Consider the following 18,581-nt stretch of genomic DNA (forward strand, 5'->3'; position numbering starts at 1 on the left):
AATGGAGCTAACAGTTTTCTTTATTTAAAATTTAAATTTTCGAATCAATTTCATCCTGTAAGCAAATGAAAAAGCGAACCTTATATGATTATATCCAGTGGCACCAATCGATAATCCACCAAATTTTTTCATTCGCCGCCTTTAAAAATTGATCCTCTTTAAAAATTACATCCCGCTCTTATCTTTCACCAATAGAAAAAAACTTATTTCAGTATTCTCCATCAAATTTGTTCATAATCCCCTTATAAAAATTGAACTAGCAGATCTTCCATTGCGGGGTTTATTCAACATAACCATCTGTAAAGTGGAGGCTTTGCTATATGTTGGTGTTGATTTTGGCTCATTTTCTCCACCTCTTTAACATAACTGAAAGGCGTGCGAAACCAAGGTTTCACAAGAAATGAGCCATAACTCGTTTATTCAACAATATTGTTTAACAAAGCTAAAGTGAAAAAAAGACATTCTCCAAGTGGAGTATGTCCGAAATGAAATTCTCGATGACACTTTGAATCAATTTTAACACTTTAAAGAATTGAATGCAATGAAAGGAGAGGAAATAGGACACTAATATTTTATATTTCCCTTGTAAATAGTAGGAACTATTATGAATTCTTAGCATCTTGAAGAAAATCAACAATTTCACAAAAGAGCTTATCCCGTTCGTTACAATGACAAATAAGATGCTTTGATTCTTTTAGGAAAATCAGCTTCTTTTCAGGAGTTGCAATGTTTTCATATAAATAATGTGCACTTCTAGGCGGAACGACACCATCACTCTCCCCTTGAGCAATCAAAGTCGGGATGGTCACCCGATTGATCAACGGTTTGATCGTGGCGACAAGCTTTCTGAATTGGAGGGTAGCAGCAATTGGCGTTTCCTTTAATTTTCTGGAATACCTAATGAATAACTCGTTCTCCTTTAAGCGACCCTTTAATGTATCCTTTACCATTTCAGATACATCCACAAGCAGTTGCTTTGGATTTACATAATATGCAGCCGCGCTAAGTAGAATTAATTTTTCAATAGGATAGTGAACCGCTAAATAACTGGCAATTAAACCACCCATTGAAAAGCCTATTACATATACCTTATCACAGATTTTCAAGAGATTTTGCAGCTCTCGCTCCGCATGCTCGATCCATTGATTATAACTTATCCCTTTCAGAGCTAGATGCTCACCATGTCCCGGTAAAGTCGGGACGACGATATGCCAATCCGTATTTCTTCTAATATGTGTGACGAGAGGCTCTACCTCAGTAGGATTGCCCGTGAATCCATGTATACATAAGCAGCCGATCAAGTAAAACACCACCTCATGATTAGAGTATCAATGGGGATCTACCTATATTCTACACCTTATTCAACGATTGATACTAGTGATACACTTTTAAATGGATTTTAACTTTGAATCTTGTCGGTCAACTCCATATTCAAGTGACTTAATTGTTCAGCCATGGCAGCAATTTGATGAGATGACACCGCTATTTCATCAAACGTCTTCTTAAATTCACGAATAAATCCACTGAAATGATGAAGCCTTCCATCATTCGCAGTAACATTTTTCACTGAATCTTCTAGCAATTGCACAAGGCTTCGATTTGTCTCCCGAAAGTGACTGGCTTCTTCGATCATTTGCAGAAAGCCGGTGTCAAACTTAACAATCGTTTCTTGAACGGTACCGATTTGCCCTTGGATATGATCAAGCGCTTGCTCCGTCTCGCTTGCCAGTTTCCTTACCTCTTGAGCAACGATCGAAAAACCCTTCCCATGCTCTCCTGCTCTCGCTGCCTCAATCGCTGCATTTAAAGATAAAATATTAGTTTGATTAGATATTCCCCGAATCGTTTTCACAATTTGTCCAATATTTTTCTGACTGTTACTCATTTCGTCGGTCAGTATTTTTGTCTTTTCAATCAATTCAACAACTTTATCCATCTTCATTAGTGCTTCTGAAATGTCTTCTCTCCCTTTGTCCACAGTGGAAATGGTCACCTTAGATGATGCATTAATGCTTTCGATCTCCAGGAGCATTTCATTCACCACTTCTTCTTTGTTAGCTATTGCTGATGTCGTCTCCTCCACCGCGGCCGCCAAAGTTATCGACGAGTCGTTCAATCGGTTTTGAAGCTCCTTTATTTCATTCAATTTCATCATCGATGACGTATACGCTTCAATATATGTCTGAATCCCTATTTGCATATCAAAGGAACATAGCCTTTGAAAAGAGAGATAATATTTCATCACATCTTCCCATGAAGAGCATTCTTTTGTTAACAACAGAAGCATTTCATTTTGGATAAGGGTATAGGCGCCAATATACCACTCTGGAAATAGCCCAATATGATTATGAACCTGTCCTATTATTTTGCGGCGGCGGACATAATCCTCTCCAATTTGACCGGAGACCATATCCAGCAAGTATTGCGCTAAGGTTTTTTTCAATTTTTCTATCGTTGAATGTTTATTAATAATCTCCATTAAATTTGGCATTTCCTGAAGCTTTCCGTAAAATGCTTCAACGATTAATGGCGCATACTTTTCTAAAATTGGCTTTAACTCGGCAAGATTTTTAACGTCATCATCACTAAGACCAACGAATTCTATTTGCCTGCCGACAGATTGCCCTTTTAACTTGTTCAAACCCTGAGAACCCCCCGACAATAGCGGCTCCGTCGTATCCTCTTCATGAGGCTTTCCTTTACCAAATAGTCGAATTGCTCCCTCCTGCCCTCCTAATATACGCTTGAATGGACATCCACCCATGTTTTTCCTCCTTACCATTCATAGAACTTTAGACCTACATGAAGCCAGTATATAGGAACAAACTCGCCAGTTCACGATTACATCTTACAATATTATGAATATTATTTAGGGAATCTAAATAAAAAGGGACATTGCATGAATTTAAAGATTTGCTTACAGGGCTTTTGTTCAATAATAAAAACACAAAAAAGCAAGTGCCGAAAACCGAGGTTTTGTCTTCACTTGCTTCTTCTGCTTTGGATTATCTGTGCCAGCCTTTTCCACACTAGCTCTCTCCAAAAATTATTGTTTTTGTAGTTTCTGTACGATCTCTTCCAGCTTCATCCCACGGGACCCTTTTACTAAAATTAACGTTTGAGCATTTATTACTTTTTTTAACTCTTGCAGTAAAAGCTCCTTATCTAAGAAAGAGCGTACGCGATTTGCAGGAAAGTGTTCTCTTGCTCCCTTTGCAATATACTCACCCAACTTTCCGTAGGTAAACAGATAATCAATGTGGCTAGAATCAATTTCTTGTCCAACACTATAATGAAATGATGTTTCTTCCGGTCCTAATTCAAGCATGTCACCCAGAACAAGAATTTTTTGTTCATATCCTGATAAGCTTGTCACCAATTCGATCGCCGCTTTCATAGAAGTCGGACTTGCATTGTAAGCATCATTAATTATTTTTTCCCCGCAGCCGCCTTCTACAAGCTCCATTCGCATATTCGTTACCTTCAATGTTGAAAAAGCATCGTTCATCTTTTCATATGGAATACCGAAGTAATGGGCTACAAGCATAGCAGCTAATGCATTAAGAATATTATGTGTACCTAAAACCGGAAGTTCAAATTCATATGGCAGACTATTGACCTTGAAATGACTCCCCGTATCTGTCTGCCTAATATCCAATGGATACAAAGTGTTGTAATCAAAGCGCCCAAATGTACTCTGCTTCGCATCCCCATCAAAGTTCTTCAGTCTTTCAAACAATAGGGGCTCATCACCATGATAGACGATCAAACCGTTTTCCATTAACCCTTTGACAATTTCTAGCTTTGCATCAGCAATTCTTTCTCGCGAACCTAAATCCTGAAGATGCGCTTCACCGATATTTGTAATGATCACGGCGGAAGGTCGTGCTAATTTCGTTAAAAACTCAATTTCACCAACACTGCTCATTCCCATTTCGAGAACGGCAATTTCCGTGTCTTCTTCCAAGCCAAGGATCGTTAACGGCAATCCAATATGATTATTAAAATTTCCTTCTGTTTTTTGCACTTTGTACTGCAATCCTAAAAGGGACGCTGTAATATCTTTCGTCGTTGTTTTGCCATTACTGCCGGTAATCCCTACCACTTTTACATCAAGCTCTGAACGGTACTGGCGAGCCAACTCTTGCAAAGCCTCAAGAGTGTTCTCGACAACTATTACCGGCAAATGAACAGGCGGATTCGGTACATCCTTTTGCCATAACGCGGCCGCAGCTCCTTTTTCCAACGCCTCTTCTACATAAAGGTGCCCATCAACCTGTTCACCTTTAAAGGGGACGAATAAATTTCCCTTTTCAATTTTTCTTGAATCAATTGTAACTCCGCTAATTTCAATATTTGCAAATTGTTCAAGGTCGTGATCTACCTGTATCATTTTAGCTAATTGTTTCATCGTTTTCTTGATCACTGAAGAAACCTCCAATTAAGAAAAGCGCAAGCGCATCGCCATACAAACATGAAAGGGCTCGGCCTTTCAAATTTCCCGATTAACCGCGATCTACAGATGCGATACTAGTGGGGCAAAAAGTTTGTTTCGCGGATAGCAGCCTGCGCTAGACCATTCTCAAATTCTCATATTTATATGTTGTACAGAATTGAATCGATTTCATAATGTACAGCCGCTTTTTAAAAAACGAACTATTAAGTTTAAAGTCATTTATATCTGAGTTATTACAAATTAAATATCTGTAATATTCGATTTATGTTCGTTTTTTAACTTGAAGTGCGCAATTATGAAATTGACTCACTTATAAAACATAAAAAATATTACCTTAAAACTTAGAAGGAATATTTAATTTTTTGTTTTTCCTCATGCCTTTCAAGCCCGAGTTCAACGAGTCGTTCGATAAGCTGTGGATAGTCTACACCTGTATGTTTCCATAGTAACGGAAACATACTAAAAGGAGTGAATCCAGGCATTGTATTTACTTCGTTAATGTACGCCTGACCATCTTTCGTAAGGAAAAAATCCGCCCTTACCAAACCAGAACAATCAAGAGCTTTAAACGCGCGCAAAGCCAGTTCCTGAAGCATCGCATATTCGTCTTCCGCAATTTCTGCCGGAATAATTAAAGCGGTATTGCCATCCTCATACTTTGCCTTATAGTCATAAAATTCAACCTTAGGAATAATTTCGCCTGCAACCGAACATTGTGGTTTATCATTCCCTAAAACGCCAAGCTCTATTTCTCTCGCTTCAATACCTTGTTCAATAATGATCTTTCGATCGAACTGGAAAGCTTCCTTGAATGCCCTTTCCAGTTCTTCACGATTTGAACACTTACTAATCCCGACACTTGAACCTAGATTGGCTGGCTTCACAAAACAAGGATAGCCGAGTTCTTCCTCCACCACCCCATATGCTTTTTCCCGATTATGCTCCCATTCACTGCGGATAAACCACACATAATTAACTTGCGGGAGTCCTGCTTGTGCAAAGATGTTTTTCATGATAACTTTATCCATTCCTGCTGAGGAAGCTAAAACACCATTTCCTACATACGGGAGATTTAAGAGCTCCAACAAACCTTGAACCGTTCCGTCTTCTCCATTGGGTCCGTGCAGCAGTGGAAAAATAACATCAAATGACCCCTCACTTTGCTCAGCTTGAAAAAGCGTTGGTGCCAATGCCGTTGGAGGTAGAGCTTCTCCGTGGGAAAATTGAAGTGATGTCACACTCTCAACTTTTCCATTTAATAATGGCCCCTTTATCCACTCTCCATTCTCAGCAATATAAATGGGATGAATATCAAATTTATCATGCTCTAATGCATTTATAACTGCAAGTGCTGTTTGCAAGGAAACATGATGCTCCGCTGATTTCCCGCCATACAATAACCCTAATTTTTTTTTCATCAGACGTTCCTCCATTTTTCAGCCGAGCAATACAACTCTAGCCATTCTTAACTTTTACCTTCTTTCAAACCTTTCTCTATTTTATCACTTAATCAAAAAAGGACGAGGGTAAGAAGCAATATTTTTAAGTATTTTTTATCTTCATTCTTATATGTATGAAAGCAATGCTTGCTTTACACCTATTATACAACCTACTTGGTGAAGGAAGCGAATAACAGCGGAAAAAAGACTTTTGGTTCGGAATATTTTTCGAATTAATTGAATAATTTAATTTTACTGAAATAATTTTTACTACTTAACAGATGAAAAAAAAGAATGTATAATCAATCCATCTTGAAAAAACATCTGTTTTTCTTAGGAGGACATTATGAAAAAGCTCGGACTACTGCCTCGCATCATTCTTGCGATTGGGCTCGGAATTATCATTGGTTTAATCTCACCTGAATGGCTTATTAAAATATTGGCAACCTTTAACGGATTATTTGGAAATTTTCTCGGTTTTGCTATTCCATTAATCATAATAGGTTTCATCGCTCCAGGAATCGGAACAATGGGACGTGGAGCTGGTAAACTTCTTGGGGTTACAACAGGACTGGCCTATGGTTCAACAATTATTGCCGGACTAATAGCATTTTTTGCAGCCAACACACTCTACCCTACTATTCTAAGGAATCAAAGCCTTACATCCTTCGAGAATCCAGAAGAAGCTTTACTATCAGGTTATTTTCAAGTTGATATGCCGCCAATAATGGGAGTAATGACAGCATTATTACTAGCCTTTACTTTAGGACTTGGAATGGCAGCATTAAAGAATAATGCTTTGTTACACGTCATGAATGATTTCCGTTCAATTGTTGAAAAATTAATTGAAAAAGTGATTATTCCACTGTTACCTATTCATATTTTCGGGATATTTTCCAATATGACTTACGGCGGTCAGGTTGGCGACATCATGAGTGTATTTGCTAAAGTATTCGTCATGATCATTGCACTCCATGTTCTCTATTTAGTGCTGCAATATTTCGTAGCGGGCTCAGTCTCAAAAAGAAACCCTTTTCGCCTGTTAAAAGAAATGGCACCAGCCTATTTTACTGCACTTGGAACACAATCTTCCGCTTCCACGATTCCCGTAACTTTGATCCACACGAAAAAATTAGGGGCACGGACAAAAACGGCGGATTTTTCTGTACCATTACTGGCAACGATTCATCTATCTGGCAGTACAATAACCCTTGTCAGTTGTGCGATTGCTGTGTTGATGCTGCAGGGGCAAGAGATAACATTCACAGGGATCCTCCCATTTATTTTTATGCTTGGTGTAACCATGATTGCTGCACCTGGTGTACCAGGGGGGGCAGTGATGGCAGCGCTTGGATTATTAGAAACGATGCTAGGCTTCGATTCCACGATGCTATCGCTGATGATCGCCTTATACTTAGCACAAGACAGCTTTGGAACTGCTTGTAACGTCACTGGTGATGGAGCTCTCACAGTCATTGCTGATAAAATTTCTGGACAGGACGATCCGTCAGAACAAAACGCTGAAATAGCTAGTTAAAATAATGTAGAAACAAACTCTAAATAATTTGCTCAAGAACGCAGGCATTAGACGATATTGATTGACATACACTGGCCATCATCCTCGTTTCATAGCCTGCGTTTTTTATATAAGGGCTTTGTTAAACAAAATTGGTTTTCGGTATCCCATTATGGAATCAGAGAAAAATGAACCAACACCGACATATAACAAGTTTATATAAAAGCTCTTATAAAAATTGGTTATGTAAGATTAGAAAAAAATAATACGATAGCTGCAGCAAAACAAGGGGGCCCTTTATTTAAATAGCCCGCGGATCACTGCTTTAAAGACAATGAAAGTTCAAATAGCTTTCCTTCATCTCATCTGAGCACAGACAAAGAAGGACTTCACAATTTTTTTAAAATGGCTCTTGCACTAAAGGCAGAAAAAATCCCACACCCAAATGCGATTTTTCATTCTGGTTGTGGGATTAATATTGAAAATTTCCATAGCATCCCTAAAACAAATGCTTCTCCTCTTTATGGGCAAGATCTCCTTCAAGGAGCAGCGTTCGATTTCCATCTTTTATCGTGATAATTGTTAAGCTGGTTCCTTCAATAATAGGCGGATCCCACACAAATTCCAAAGAACGCCCCTTCAAAATCGTCTGGAGAACCTTAATAACGACCCCGTGGGTAACAACTAGGACATTTCCATTCTGATGCGCTTTTTCAAGATCCTGGAGAATAGAATCCACTCTTTGTTTTACATCGACAAAGCTTTCTCCTGTTCCTTTAAAAAGGTGGGGCTTTTCTTCATATAGATGGTGCAAATCCGGTTCAGTTTGCTTAATTTCTTCAGTCGTCCGTCCTTCCCATTCACCTAAATGAATTTCCATTAATCTTTCATCTGTTTTCAAGGGCATTGCCCGATTGCCCATAATGAGCTTTGCTGTTTCGACAGCACGCTTGCTTGGGCTTGCATAGACCATGTCAAAGTCTGTGTTCTTCAGGCTTTCTCCTAACAGCTTTGCATCTCTGACACCGTTTGCTGTTAAATTGGAATTCAGCCGTCCCTGCAGTCTTTTTTCCACATTCCATTCCGTCTCCCCATGCCTTGTTACAAATAGCTTCAGCAACTGTCTCCCTCCTTACTTTAAAAAATGAAAATACTGCCCTGCAATACTAACAAGCTCACTCTCTTTTTCTTTCGGATACATTAATAAAAAGCTAGTCGCCGGACCTCCTGATTTAAAAAAGTCAATCCCATCAGATGTTTTGACGAAATTTAGCTTCTCCAGTTCATAGGCTATCCCTTTCGAACCAATTGGCCATACAGTAACGTCCTCTCTTAAACTAAGCTGATAAAAAAGCGATAGTGGTGCCACTTGATCGGCAAATTCCATTACTTCATTTCCTACTAACGGCAAACCAATAAGAGCAACTTCAGACGACTCTGGTAATCTATTTATTTCTGTTGCCATGCCAATAACATTCAGTCCAACGGCTGACTGCATAAGTGGAAAATTGCTTTCCGTGCTCCCTGTAATTTGTATGTCCCTTATCCCTAACTCTGACAAACCTTTTTCCACCCCAACAACTAATTCCTCCCACTCGTCTTCACCGCAAAAATTGTGAATGGCCACAGCAAAAGGTTTGGCTCCCGCCGCTAAACACTCCATTACTGCTACTCGAAAAGAAAAATAGCCAACTATGTCGTAGGCTACCTTTACAAGATCATGTCCCTTCATGCCAATTCCACCGCTATTATCTGTTGTGATTACGAGGGAACCTTGTTCACCGATGGGAATGACGAGGGCATTTCTCATCCCTTTACCGCCCCTTTATCGTAGACACCCTTAAAAAAAGAATGTAATCTTGGAATTAAAAGAAGAGCAACAACAGTATTCACTACAGAACCAACCAATAAGGAAGGCAATAGGGCACTATAAAAGGCTAAGCCGTAGAAATAAATAAACGGAAGCGGAGCAAGAACCGTGTTTCCGAAAACAAAGAAGACGCTCGCGAGCCACTTTCTTTTCCACATATACGCAAAACAAAACGCCAGAATTCCCATTTCTACCGCTACAATAAAGTGCAGAGGTCCCATAGGCATCCCGCCTAAAAGCGCAGAAACTAAATGACCAAAGGCAGCCACAACGGCTCCTGGAGCACCGCCAAAAAAGACAGCTGCAAGTAAAGCCGGAAATGCATCTAACGCTACACTTCCAATGATCGCTGGAATTTTTATACTCGCACCAACAACAGAAAGGCCAATAAAAACAGCAAGGAGACTAATTTTCCTTCCGTTCATCTTTGCGCTTCCCTCCTCTAAACACATTCGCACTTCTTACATATTCAACGTCCTTCACATTTAAGCGGAAATTAACGACACGTGCTAAGGCAAAAAAGTAGTCGGAGAGCCGGTTTAAGTATTGGAGGCAGACAGTTGGTGCAGTATCATCCGCTTTTATTAAACTAACTACTAATCGCTCAGCTCTTCTTGTAACCGTTCTGGCGATATGAATCGTCGCAGATGCCTTAGCTCCACCTGGCAGGATAAAGCGCTCTAATTCAGGTGCTTCAGCAATAAGTTCATCAATTTTTTTTTCTAAATAAGCAATTGCTTCTTCCGTTAGTTTTGGTTCACGTTTTTTCGTAATATTTGCTAAATCACCACCACAATCAAACAGCTCATGCTGTATCTTTTCAAGATCCAAAAGAACATCCTTAAACAGAGTTACATCCAATTCCGTTACCGCTTGACCGACAAAGCAATTCACCTCATCTACTGTTCCATACGCTTCAACACGAATATCATCTTTGTCAACTCTTCCGCCAATAATGCTTGTTTGTCCTTTGTCACCCGTTTTAGTGTACAATCTCATTTTGAATCCTCCTTAATCGTTTGGTTTATGCCATACCAAATCACATCGACCCGCTCACAAAGACCAGTTAAATCTTGATAGATCCAGCCTGTACGATCACGCCAATCTCGATCCGCTTTTTCCATTGGAACAATTCCTTTTGAAATATCTGTTCCAATAAAAATTACCTTACGGGATGCATCTTCTTGCTCCCACCTATGCCATATTGCAAATTGACTCAGCCATTCTTCACGAGAATTCGAGCTTGCCTTCACCCACTGCTCCAATCCCTCTAAAACAACATGAGCAACATGAACATTTTGAATAAACGGTTCTCCCTTATAAGCTGATATCCATTTTGCTTGCGGGAATCGATCTTTTACCCATTTTCCTTTTCCATTAAAGGCACCTCCCGTAACGAAATGCATCGGTTTCCCCTCCTTAACTGCTCCACATCAAATAACAGCTCATAACCAGTGCCATGAACAATGCGCCAATCCCAAAACGGTTTCTGTATGGGGGAAAATCGACTTAATAAATATTTAATAACTCCACCATGGGTAACGATAAAGGGACGCGCTCCATCTTCCTCATGCAAATATCGGCAGATTCGCTCCCAGCCTGCGTCAACTCGATTGGCAAATTGCTCAAAAGATTCTCCATTTGGCGGGGCATGGATAACCGGGTTCTCAAGCCATTTTTGATAGCTTATGTCGTCCTTTAATTGTTCATAGGTCTTTCCTTGAAAATCGCCAAAATGCATTTCTCTGAATTCCATAACTGTTTTCGGCTCAGCTGTAGGAAATAAAAGCTTCATTGTGTGTAAACAACGATTTAAGTCGCTGCTCACATACAAATCATAGGCTTGCACATCTAGTTGATAGGAAGAAAGCTGTGCAATTGCCTCCATGCTTAGAGGTGAATCATTCCAGCCCATATATTGCTTCCTTCTATTTCCCTCCGTTAAACCATGACGAAATAATGTAATAACCACAGTGCCATCCATAACATGATTTCAGTCCCTTCCACTGAGGCCCCAAGCACGTCCCCCGTAATGCCTCCGAACCATTTCACCACTTTGACACGAATCAAATAATAGCAAAGAATGGCAACGCCAACGAGGATTATGAGCGGAAGCATAATCCCGCTCCAACCACTAATAAAAATGGTGGCAATTACGATAAGATACAACGGATATCCAGCTAATGAGCGACTATTTCCCGCTTCCTGAAAAAGAGCAGCCAAACCATCCTTTTTAGCTGAAGGGATCGTCACCAGCACAATGCCCATTACACTTTTCCCAAGAAACGGGATCAGCATGAGCAAAAAATAACTGGCATACGTCATTGAAGCTAGAATCTCATAAATAAATAAAAATCGACTGCTTAATAAAACGAAAACCGATAAAACGCCAAAAGCACCTGTTCTCGGGTCCTTCATAATCTCTAATCGCTTGGCCTGATCCTGATAGGAAAAGAACGCATCACTGGCATCCATCCACCCATCTAGATGGATGCCACCAGTCATCACTATGACCGCAAGCCAGAGCAAAAATGCGCTCGCTAAAAGCGAAAGCGGTGAATAATTGGTTAAAAAATATAATAACGCACTATAAACAATCCCCTGCAGTAAACCGACAAGCGGAAATGTTTTAATACTACTTTGCAAATGCTGATGATCGAGGGGAAGGGCGGTGCGCATCGGTATCGCAGTGAAAAATTGCAGATTCAATAAAAAGCCTCTTACAAATTTCACCCTTCTGTCCCCCAACCGCTTACGATTCTTTTAATTTTATCCCAATCCATATATTTCTTTAGCGTGAGAGCTAGTTCATCATATTTCGATTCTTTTAAGTCCTGGCGATACAGTATATTCCTTGTTGGAAGCTGCTTACTTCGCCGAATTTCATTTAACCAAAAATTTCTAAACTCATCATTGTGAAAGAGATGATGGACATACGTTCCGATTGTTTTTCCATCTTCACTGTAGTAGCCCTCTTCTTTTCCATCCTCTAAAATTAAAAAGGGTCTCCCCTTCTCGAGCGATTCAGTTACGCCAAGATGAATTTCATAGCCTTCAATCGGCCGACTGCCTTTCACTTTTATAGTTGGGGCGTACTTCCCTTTGAAGCGCACTGTTTTTTTGTCAGCTGTAAACACCGTTGTACTCGGAATCATCTGAAGCCCCTTTAAACGATTGCCAATAACACCTGTATCAGAACCTGCCACATCAACAATTTCTTGACCTAGCATTTGATATCCGCCGCATAAGCCAACAATGCGACCGCCATTTTCTACATATTCATTCAAACGCCCAGCTAGTCCTGACTCCAGCAAATACGTTAAATCGTTGATTGTGCTTTTCGTTCCTGGAATGATAACCGCATCAGGCTGACCAAAATGGGATAGATTCTTAATAAAGCGCACACTCACGTCCTCTTCATCATAAAACGGCTCAATATCACTGTAGTTAGAGATGAAAGGCAAGTGGATAACAGCAATATCGATATCGCCATTCCCATTTCGATTGGTTTGAATCGACAAAGAATCCTCCCCGTCAATCATGTGATTGTGAACATATGGCAATACCCCTAAAACCGGCACTCCTGTTCTGTCTTCTAACCACTTTACTCCATCCTCAAAAAGGCTCATATCTCCACGGAATTTATTGATAAAAACCCCTCTTACTCTCTTTCGCTCGTCTGGATCAAGCAGTTCCAACGTTCCAACCACATTCGCAAATACTCCACCTCGATCAATGTCTGCAACGAGGATAACCGGGACATCAGCAAGCTCAGCCACTTTCATATTGACAATTTCCCGATCCTTTAAATTGATTTCAGCCGGACTCCCCGCTCCTTCAATGACCACTACATCAAAGCCTTCTGCTAAATGCCCGAGAGACTTTTTAATAACTTTTATCCCTTCATCGTAAAAATGAGAACGATACCCTTTTCCCGATAAAGTTTGTACCGCTTTTCCTAGCAAGACAACCTCTGACTGCATATCCGATCTTGGCTTAAGCAAGATGGGATTCATCCATACGGTCGCTTCCGTTTTTGCCGCCTCTGCTTGAATTCCCTGCGCCCGTCCAATTTCTTTGCCATCCACTGTCACATATGAATTATTGGACATATTTTGAGACTTAAAAGGAGCAACCTTTACTCCTTCGAGGGCAAAGAGACGGCAGAGAGCCGTCACAACGAGACTCTTTCCTACATCTGAAGCCGTACCTTGAATCATCACACCTTTCATGCCATTTCCTCCTTCATTACAATAGGAATTCCAGCTTCCACTAAATAAGCCTTTTCAGACCGGGCAACAAGGACTTGATGTAAATTCCCTATTATTCTACTATATTCCAAAACAAGCTTATTCTCATGGTTAATTCCTTCCCACAATACTTCATTGCTCACTAAAATCAGCTCAGCACAGCAGGCTTGGACACTTTCTATTCCATGCAGCAATTTCGTCAATACTTGCGGATTCCAATTTTGTTGAGAAAACAATTCATTGTTTAACAGCGTCGTAACACAATCAAGAAGAACAATATCTTTACTAGTGAAAGACTCGGCCACCGCTTCAATCCCTGTCGACTGTTCCCATGTTCTCCACGACCATTCACTCTCTTCTCTTTCCCGCTGATGCCTTGCTATTCTCTTTGCCATTTCCTGATCACTTGCTACTCCAGTCGCAAGATAATGAAGTGCTCCACCTAGTTTCTGTGCCTTTTCCTTTGCGAGCTGCTCTGCAAAAGAACTTTTTCCACTTCTAACTCCACCTGTAATAAATATCATTTTCTCCATCCCTTTAATGCCGCAAGTAACTGGTTGTTTTCCGCTTTGCTCTTAATGGCAACCCGGAGCCAATGATCCTCTATTCCAGGAAAATTCATCGTATGCCGAAGAACGATCCCCTGTCGCAATAAATACACAAACAGTGGCAGCTGCGATTCGATATCAGGCCATCTCAAAAGGTAAAAATTCGTTTGCGACGGAGAGAACTCATATCCTTCCTTGTGGAAAAAAGCAAAAAGTCTCTCTCTTTCATTCTCGATATAATCGCGTGTCTCCTCAATAAACACTTCTTCTTTGAGGCATGCCTCCCCCGCACGAATGGCAATGCCATTAACACTCCAATGGGATTTATAGTTTTTAAGACTAGCGATTACACGCTCATCTGCCAATATGTATCCCAGCCTCAAACTGGGAATCGCAAACATTTTCGTCATTGAACGAAGAAGAATGACATTGGCATAGTGCTGCAAGATTGGAACAAGGGAGCGGTAGCTTTTGCAAAAATCATAAAACGCTTCATCTATTACTAAATAAGCTTCATGCTCTTTACATCGTTTGGCTAATGACAGCATTTGCTCAAACGAAAAACAAACGCCTGTAGGATTATTAGGATTACATAAAAAGACAGCCTCAACTTCATTTAATGGCAGCTCGTTCAATGAATACTGCCAGTTCTCGTCTAAAAAGTGGTAGACAATGTCGCAATGATTAGCCCGGCAGGCCTGTTCATATTCAGAAAAGGTTGGCTGGATAATGAGGATCTTTTTGCGCGCAAATAATCTCCCTAACAATGCAATAAGCTCTGCCCCACCGTTTGCAACCATAACCATTTCTTCCTCTAGCCCTTCCTTAGAGGCAATCATCCCCCTCAAAGAAGCTGCTTCCGGATCGGGGTACTCAGCAATGTCCGAAAACAAATCAAACCAAATTTCTTTTAAAATTTGCGGTGGTCCTAACGGATTAATATTCGCGCTCAAATCAACGATTTTCTCCGGAAGGGGCAGATTCATAGCTTTATAAATATAACGCGGATTTGCTCCATGTGCTGGCCAATTCAATTGCAATTCCTCCAATCCAGAGCAGAAGGATAAATAATATAGTTGTACTTGTTAAAATGCGATTTGTCAGCAGGATATGAGACTTTTCCAACGGTGTGTAAGCCTCACCCATTCGAGCCCGGTTGGAAACCAGTCCCTTATAATAATTCACTCCACCTAGTTGAACTCCCAGAAGAACTGCCACCGCTGCCTCAAGCCACCCGCTGTTCGGACTGGGATGTTTTCTTGCATCCCGCAGAAATATTCGCCATGCATCCGTTCTTTTTAGCAATAACGGTTTGTGGGCCATTAACATCATACAACCAGAAAGACGACTAGGCAGCCAATTAACGAGATCATCAAGCTTCGCAGAGGCCCAGCCAAATTGGAGAAAGCGTTCATTTTTGTAGCCGACCATGGAATCACATGTGTTAATCGCACGATACACCATGGCAAGCGGGGCACCACCAATAAGAGCCCAAAACAAAGGAGCAGTAACCCCATCGCTCGTATTTTCCGCCACGGTCTCTACCGTTCCTCTGACTAATTCGCTTTCACCAAGCCGCTCTGTGTCCCTGCCCACAATATAGGACAATTTTAAACGCGCTTCTTGCAAATCACCTTTTTGCAGCGGTTTGTATACTTCAAGAGCAGCTTCCTGCAGGCTCTTTCGAGCAATTGTTGTCGCAATTAATAGACTTTCCACTAAAATCCCTGCGGCCACATGTATTTGATAACTCAGCCACACAATACTAGCTGTTGCCGTCAGTACAGTGAGTACAATCAACAGCACCATTGCGGCACCTTTTATCCGCAGTGAATTCTTTTTATTCAAACGCTTTTCTAATAAGGAGATAAAAGTGCCCATCCACTTTACAGGGTGGGGCCATTTTGGCGGATCTCCGACAATTGCGTCAATCACCACGGCAATTGTTAACGCGATCAAATGATTGATCATAGCTGTTGCTTCCTTTTGCGACTGTTTTCAATAGCCTCTGTTGTACATTGAAACACGCCTTGACTAATGAGCTTTCCGAGTGGAGTGATCGTTCCGGCGAACTCTAGTTCTTTCCCTGTTTGCGTTGCTGCTATAAGAATACTATCCGTTGATGTTCCAGTGGCGATCGTGCCCGTAACAATATCCACTACCTTCAGATTCTCCATTGCCTTTACTTTTGCCTCCGTAGCCGTCATGACGCTTTGGATAAAAGCCTCCTCCGTCAGCTTTCCATTAATGAATATCCAGGTATTAATCGTTCCAGGTATGAGTTCAAAAGAGTGCTCAACACTTTTCGAAGCATCGACTGCATTGCCAACTCCTGCCGTCACAATCACGAGAACAGAAAAACCATCTGCCTTTAACAATTTGTAGGCAACATCCTCAACATGAACTGCCGTCATCATTCCGATTGTCTCCGACGGTTCAAAGCCCCGTTCTCTTAAAAATTGCCTCATTTCTTGGCGATGATCGGAGCAATCATAGCTTTTATCAACATGACGATTAACAAAGGTATGATGCCAGCCCAACCCTGAACCTACCACTCCCGATGACATGGTTCGCAACGGAATCGGAGATTGAAGAGAAATGTACTCCTTATTGATTTGCATATAACTTGGCTCAATGACAACATTTGCTTCATTCGCTCCATACTTTGGCAACAATACCATTTGTGGTACTGGAATGCTTGGATGGGGATGCTTTTCAACATCGGTATGGTAGACCTCTTTTATTTTTTCCACCTTCACTACTTCATTCGGAATATCATTTGAATGCACACCACCATTTTCAAGAAGCAAAAGGCGATCACAATAAAGACTTGCTAAATTCAGGTCATGGAAGATCGAAACAACGGTCAGTCCTTTTTCTCCCGTCCATTTTTTTAATAAATCCAGCAGTTCCTTTTGGTAGGACAGATCAAGATGATTCGTCGGTTCATCTAATAGGAGAATTTCAGGCTCCTGAACGAGGGCTTGTGCTAAAAAAACCCGTTGTCTCTCACCCCCGGAAAGGTCTTGAATGCTTTTATGCTGGAAAGAGGCAATCCCCGTTTGTCCCATTGCTTCTTGGACAATTCGTTCATCCTCAACACTCCAAGAGCGAAACCACCCATCTTGATGGGCGTAGCGGCCGAGAGAAACCGTCTCTTTCACCGTATAGGAAAAGGCCTGTGAAGAATGCTGGGATAAAACCGCAATCATCTTTGCTAGTTCCTTCATCGTATAGCTTTTAATAGACTGACCTTTTATCGTGATCCTTCCTTGCCGGAAAGGCAATATCCCCGAAATCATTTTCAGCAAAGTCGTTTTACCGCTGCCATTTGGCCCTAACACTCCAAATAGTTCCCCTTCTCCAACTTGAAATGAGACATTCTTCACTATCAGTTCTCTTGCATATCCACCTGAAAGCTGTTCAACCTTAAGCATCTGATCCACTTCTTTCTCCACTTCGTCTTTTCATCAAAATAATTCCGAAAGCTGGAGCGCCTATTAACGCGGTAATTACTCCGATCGGGAGTTCGATTGGAGAAATGATCGTTCGTGAGACCAAATCAGCCAATATGAGAAAACTGCTCCCTGTCAAGATTGATAGCGGGAGTAAATGGGTGTGGTCCGGTCCCCACAGCATTCTTGTTAAATGAGGAATCACAAGACCAACAAAACCAATCGTCCCCGAAACTGCTACCGCTGCACCAGTTAAAATAGAACCAGCAATTAAAATGACCATCTTCCTTCTCTGCACATTCACACCTAAATGCTGAGCGCGCTCTTCTCCAAAAGACATCGCATTGAGTTCTTTGCTGTTGGCAATAAGAATAATGGTGCCTAAAATAAAGAATGGGAGAATAATCTGTATATAACTCCAGCCTCTCATCGACACACTTCCAAGAAGCCAACCAATGATTTGTCGCAGTTCATCTCCTGTCAAAGCAATTAATAAGGAGATAAATGCCCCTAAAAAAGAACTGAATATAATTCCCGTTAAAATAATCGTCTCAACCTTCATCGCTCTATCAATTTTCCGAGCAAATCCCAATACTACAAATATCGTTAAAAAAGCAAAAAGGATACTGAGTAAAGGTAAAGTAAAAGCTCCTACAAACGGGAGCGAAAATTGAAAAAACAAAGTGAGAACAGCACCTACCGAAGCACCCGAAGAGACTCCTAATGTATAGGGATCGGCCAGTGGATTCCGCAAAAGACCTTGAAAGGCCGCCCCCGCAATTGCGAGTGCCGCCCCCACAAGTCCTGCCAAAATAACTCTTGGTAAACGAATACTTAATACGATATTCGTTTGCATCGGATCAATATGATCAATAGAAATAAAACGGAAAATTTCAGCACCGATGATCTGTACGATATTTCCAATCGGAACAGAAACTGTCCCGATTGAAATACCTAATAATATGGCAATAAGCAAGAAAGCGAGCGCAATTATATAAGCAAAAGCTCTTTGACCCATTCTTTTCATGGTTTTCTCTCCAAACTAAG

The 18,581-nt window shown here is 41.0% G+C and carries 18 protein-coding genes; 1 reads left to right on the forward strand and 17 read right to left on the reverse strand.

Features of this window, described 5'->3' with window-relative positions; all coding sequences use genetic code 11:
• Positions 1-602: 602 nt before the first annotated feature.
• The 4 genes from NST02_RS00165 to NST02_RS00180 form a co-directional block, all read right to left on the reverse strand.
• Complete coding sequence (locus tag NST02_RS00165) at positions 603-1,301, reverse strand: alpha/beta hydrolase (RefSeq protein ID WP_095311757.1); 699 nt, start codon at positions 1,299-1,301, stop codon at positions 603-605.
• A gap of 98 nt (positions 1,302-1,399) precedes the next feature.
• Positions 1,400-2,764, reverse strand: coding sequence for a globin-coupled sensor protein (locus NST02_RS00170; protein WP_137744402.1), 1,365 nt, complete (start codon positions 2,762-2,764; stop codon positions 1,400-1,402).
• 282 nt (positions 2,765-3,046) lie between these two features.
• Positions 3,047-4,426, reverse strand: a complete 1,380-nt coding sequence (locus tag NST02_RS00175; RefSeq protein ID WP_095311752.1) for a UDP-N-acetylmuramoyl-tripeptide--D-alanyl-D-alanine ligase — start codon at positions 4,424-4,426, stop codon at positions 3,047-3,049.
• Between the two features lie 371 nt (positions 4,427-4,797).
• Entirely contained in the window at positions 4,798-5,874 is a 1,077-nt protein-coding gene (locus NST02_RS00180; protein ID WP_340947553.1) for a D-alanine--D-alanine ligase, read from the reverse strand.
• Between the two features lie 367 nt (positions 5,875-6,241).
• Between NST02_RS00180 and NST02_RS00185 the strand changes: the two genes are divergently transcribed.
• Entirely contained in the window at positions 6,242-7,432 is a 1,191-nt protein-coding gene (locus tag NST02_RS00185; protein ID WP_095311748.1) for a dicarboxylate/amino acid:cation symporter, read from the forward strand.
• 478 nt (positions 7,433-7,910) lie between these two features.
• On the opposite strand, the gene NST02_RS00190 is transcribed toward NST02_RS00185, so the two are convergent.
• The 13 genes from NST02_RS00190 to NST02_RS00250 are packed head-to-tail and all read right to left on the reverse strand — an operon-like array spanning position 7,911 to position 18,561.
• Positions 7,911-8,531, reverse strand: coding sequence for a histidine phosphatase family protein (locus tag NST02_RS00190; protein ID WP_212934193.1), 621 nt, complete (start codon positions 8,529-8,531; stop codon positions 7,911-7,913).
• A 12-nt stretch (positions 8,532-8,543) separates the two neighbouring features.
• Positions 8,544-9,221 carry an AIR synthase related protein gene (locus NST02_RS00195; RefSeq protein WP_340947557.1) on the reverse strand — a complete coding sequence of 226 codons (678 nt, stop codon included), beginning with the start codon at positions 9,219-9,221 and terminating at the stop codon, positions 8,544-8,546.
• Positions 9,218-9,706 carry an ECF transporter S component gene (locus NST02_RS00200; protein ID WP_340947559.1) on the reverse strand — a complete coding sequence of 163 codons (489 nt, stop codon included), beginning with the start codon at positions 9,704-9,706 and terminating at the stop codon, positions 9,218-9,220. The genes NST02_RS00195 and NST02_RS00200 overlap by 4 nt, the downstream gene beginning before the upstream one ends.
• Positions 9,687-10,280 carry a cob(I)yrinic acid a,c-diamide adenosyltransferase gene (locus NST02_RS00205; RefSeq protein ID WP_212934191.1) on the reverse strand — a complete coding sequence of 198 codons (594 nt, stop codon included), beginning with the start codon at positions 10,278-10,280 and terminating at the stop codon, positions 9,687-9,689. Before NST02_RS00205 ends, NST02_RS00200 begins: the two co-directional genes overlap by 20 nt.
• Positions 10,277-10,687, reverse strand: a complete 411-nt coding sequence (locus NST02_RS00210; RefSeq protein ID WP_340947563.1) for a bifunctional adenosylcobinamide kinase/adenosylcobinamide-phosphate guanylyltransferase — start codon at positions 10,685-10,687, stop codon at positions 10,277-10,279. The genes NST02_RS00205 and NST02_RS00210 overlap by 4 nt, the downstream gene beginning before the upstream one ends.
• A complete protein-coding gene (locus NST02_RS00215) occupies positions 10,639-11,196 on the reverse strand; it encodes a histidine phosphatase family protein (RefSeq protein ID WP_340947565.1) in 558 nt (185 codons plus the stop codon). Before NST02_RS00215 ends, NST02_RS00210 begins: the two co-directional genes overlap by 49 nt.
• A gap of 26 nt (positions 11,197-11,222) precedes the next feature.
• On the reverse strand, positions 11,223-12,014 hold the full coding sequence (gene cobS / locus NST02_RS00220; protein WP_340947567.1) for an adenosylcobinamide-GDP ribazoletransferase: 792 nt from the start codon (positions 12,012-12,014) through the stop codon (positions 11,223-11,225).
• Positions 12,011-13,513 carry a cobyric acid synthase gene (locus NST02_RS00225; protein WP_137744405.1) on the reverse strand — a complete coding sequence of 501 codons (1,503 nt, stop codon included), beginning with the start codon at positions 13,511-13,513 and terminating at the stop codon, positions 12,011-12,013. Before NST02_RS00225 ends, cobS begins: the two co-directional genes overlap by 4 nt.
• The gene (locus NST02_RS00230) at positions 13,510-14,055 is read right to left on the reverse strand and encodes a bifunctional adenosylcobinamide kinase/adenosylcobinamide-phosphate guanylyltransferase (RefSeq protein ID WP_235879542.1); all 546 of its coding nucleotides are present in this window, start codon (positions 14,053-14,055) and stop codon (positions 13,510-13,512) included. Before NST02_RS00230 ends, NST02_RS00225 begins: the two co-directional genes overlap by 4 nt.
• Positions 14,052-15,113: a threonine-phosphate decarboxylase CobD gene (gene cobD / locus NST02_RS00235; protein WP_212934188.1), complete on the reverse strand. Its 1,062-nt coding sequence runs from the start codon at positions 15,111-15,113 to the stop codon at positions 14,052-14,054. The genes NST02_RS00230 and cobD overlap by 4 nt, the downstream gene beginning before the upstream one ends.
• Positions 15,070-16,050, reverse strand: a complete 981-nt coding sequence (cbiB, locus tag NST02_RS00240) for an adenosylcobinamide-phosphate synthase CbiB (protein WP_095311724.1) — start codon at positions 16,048-16,050, stop codon at positions 15,070-15,072. The genes cobD and cbiB overlap by 44 nt, the downstream gene beginning before the upstream one ends.
• Positions 16,047-17,516 carry an adenosylcobinamide amidohydrolase gene (locus tag NST02_RS00245; RefSeq protein WP_212934202.1) on the reverse strand — a complete coding sequence of 490 codons (1,470 nt, stop codon included), beginning with the start codon at positions 17,514-17,516 and terminating at the stop codon, positions 16,047-16,049. The genes cbiB and NST02_RS00245 overlap by 4 nt, the downstream gene beginning before the upstream one ends.
• Entirely contained in the window at positions 17,509-18,561 is a 1,053-nt protein-coding gene (locus NST02_RS00250; protein WP_095311720.1) for a FecCD family ABC transporter permease, read from the reverse strand. The genes NST02_RS00245 and NST02_RS00250 overlap by 8 nt, the downstream gene beginning before the upstream one ends.
• Between the last annotated feature and the right edge of the window lie 20 nt (positions 18,562-18,581).

It is taken from the genome of Robertmurraya sp. FSL W8-0741 (assembly GCF_038004005.1).
Lineage (GTDB): Bacteria > Bacillota > Bacilli > Bacillales > Cytobacillaceae > Robertmurraya > Robertmurraya siralis.

What these genes read in the sequence shown, in the direction of transcription:
- NST02_RS00195 (WP_340947557.1), bottom strand. Translation starts at nt 9,221, where the DNA reads ATGAGAAATGCCCTCGTCATTCCCATCGGTGAACAAGGTTCCCTCGTA.
- NST02_RS00205 (WP_212934191.1), bottom strand. Translation starts at nt 10,280, where the DNA reads ATGAGATTGTACACTAAAACGGGTGACAAAGGACAAACAAGCATTATT.
- NST02_RS00245 (WP_212934202.1), bottom strand. Translation starts at nt 17,516, where the DNA reads ATGCTTAAGGTTGAACAGCTTTCAGGTGGATATGCAAGAGAACTGATA.
- NST02_RS00185 (WP_095311748.1), top strand. Translation starts at nt 6,242, where the DNA reads ATGAAAAAGCTCGGACTACTGCCTCGCATCATTCTTGCGATTGGGCTC.
- NST02_RS00230 (WP_235879542.1), bottom strand. Translation starts at nt 14,055, where the DNA reads ATGATATTTATTACAGGTGGAGTTAGAAGTGGAAAAAGTTCTTTTGCA.
- NST02_RS00225 (WP_137744405.1), bottom strand. Translation starts at nt 13,513, where the DNA reads ATGAAAGGTGTGATGATTCAAGGTACGGCTTCAGATGTAGGAAAGAGT.
- NST02_RS00215 (WP_340947565.1), bottom strand. Translation starts at nt 11,196, where the DNA reads ATGGGCTGGAATGATTCACCTCTAAGCATGGAGGCAATTGCACAGCTT.
- NST02_RS00170 (WP_137744402.1), bottom strand. Translation starts at nt 2,764, where the DNA reads ATGGGTGGATGTCCATTCAAGCGTATATTAGGAGGGCAGGAGGGAGCA.
- NST02_RS00210 (WP_340947563.1), bottom strand. Translation starts at nt 10,687, where the DNA reads ATGCATTTCGTTACGGGAGGTGCCTTTAATGGAAAAGGAAAATGGGTA.
- NST02_RS00250 (WP_095311720.1), bottom strand. Translation starts at nt 18,561, where the DNA reads ATGAAAAGAATGGGTCAAAGAGCTTTTGCTTATATAATTGCGCTCGCT.
- NST02_RS00180 (WP_340947553.1), bottom strand. Translation starts at nt 5,874, where the DNA reads ATGAAAAAAAAATTAGGGTTATTGTATGGCGGGAAATCAGCGGAGCAT.
- NST02_RS00200 (WP_340947559.1), bottom strand. Translation starts at nt 9,706, where the DNA reads ATGAACGGAAGGAAAATTAGTCTCCTTGCTGTTTTTATTGGCCTTTCT.
- cbiB (WP_095311724.1), bottom strand. Translation starts at nt 16,050, where the DNA reads ATGATCAATCATTTGATCGCGTTAACAATTGCCGTGGTGATTGACGCA.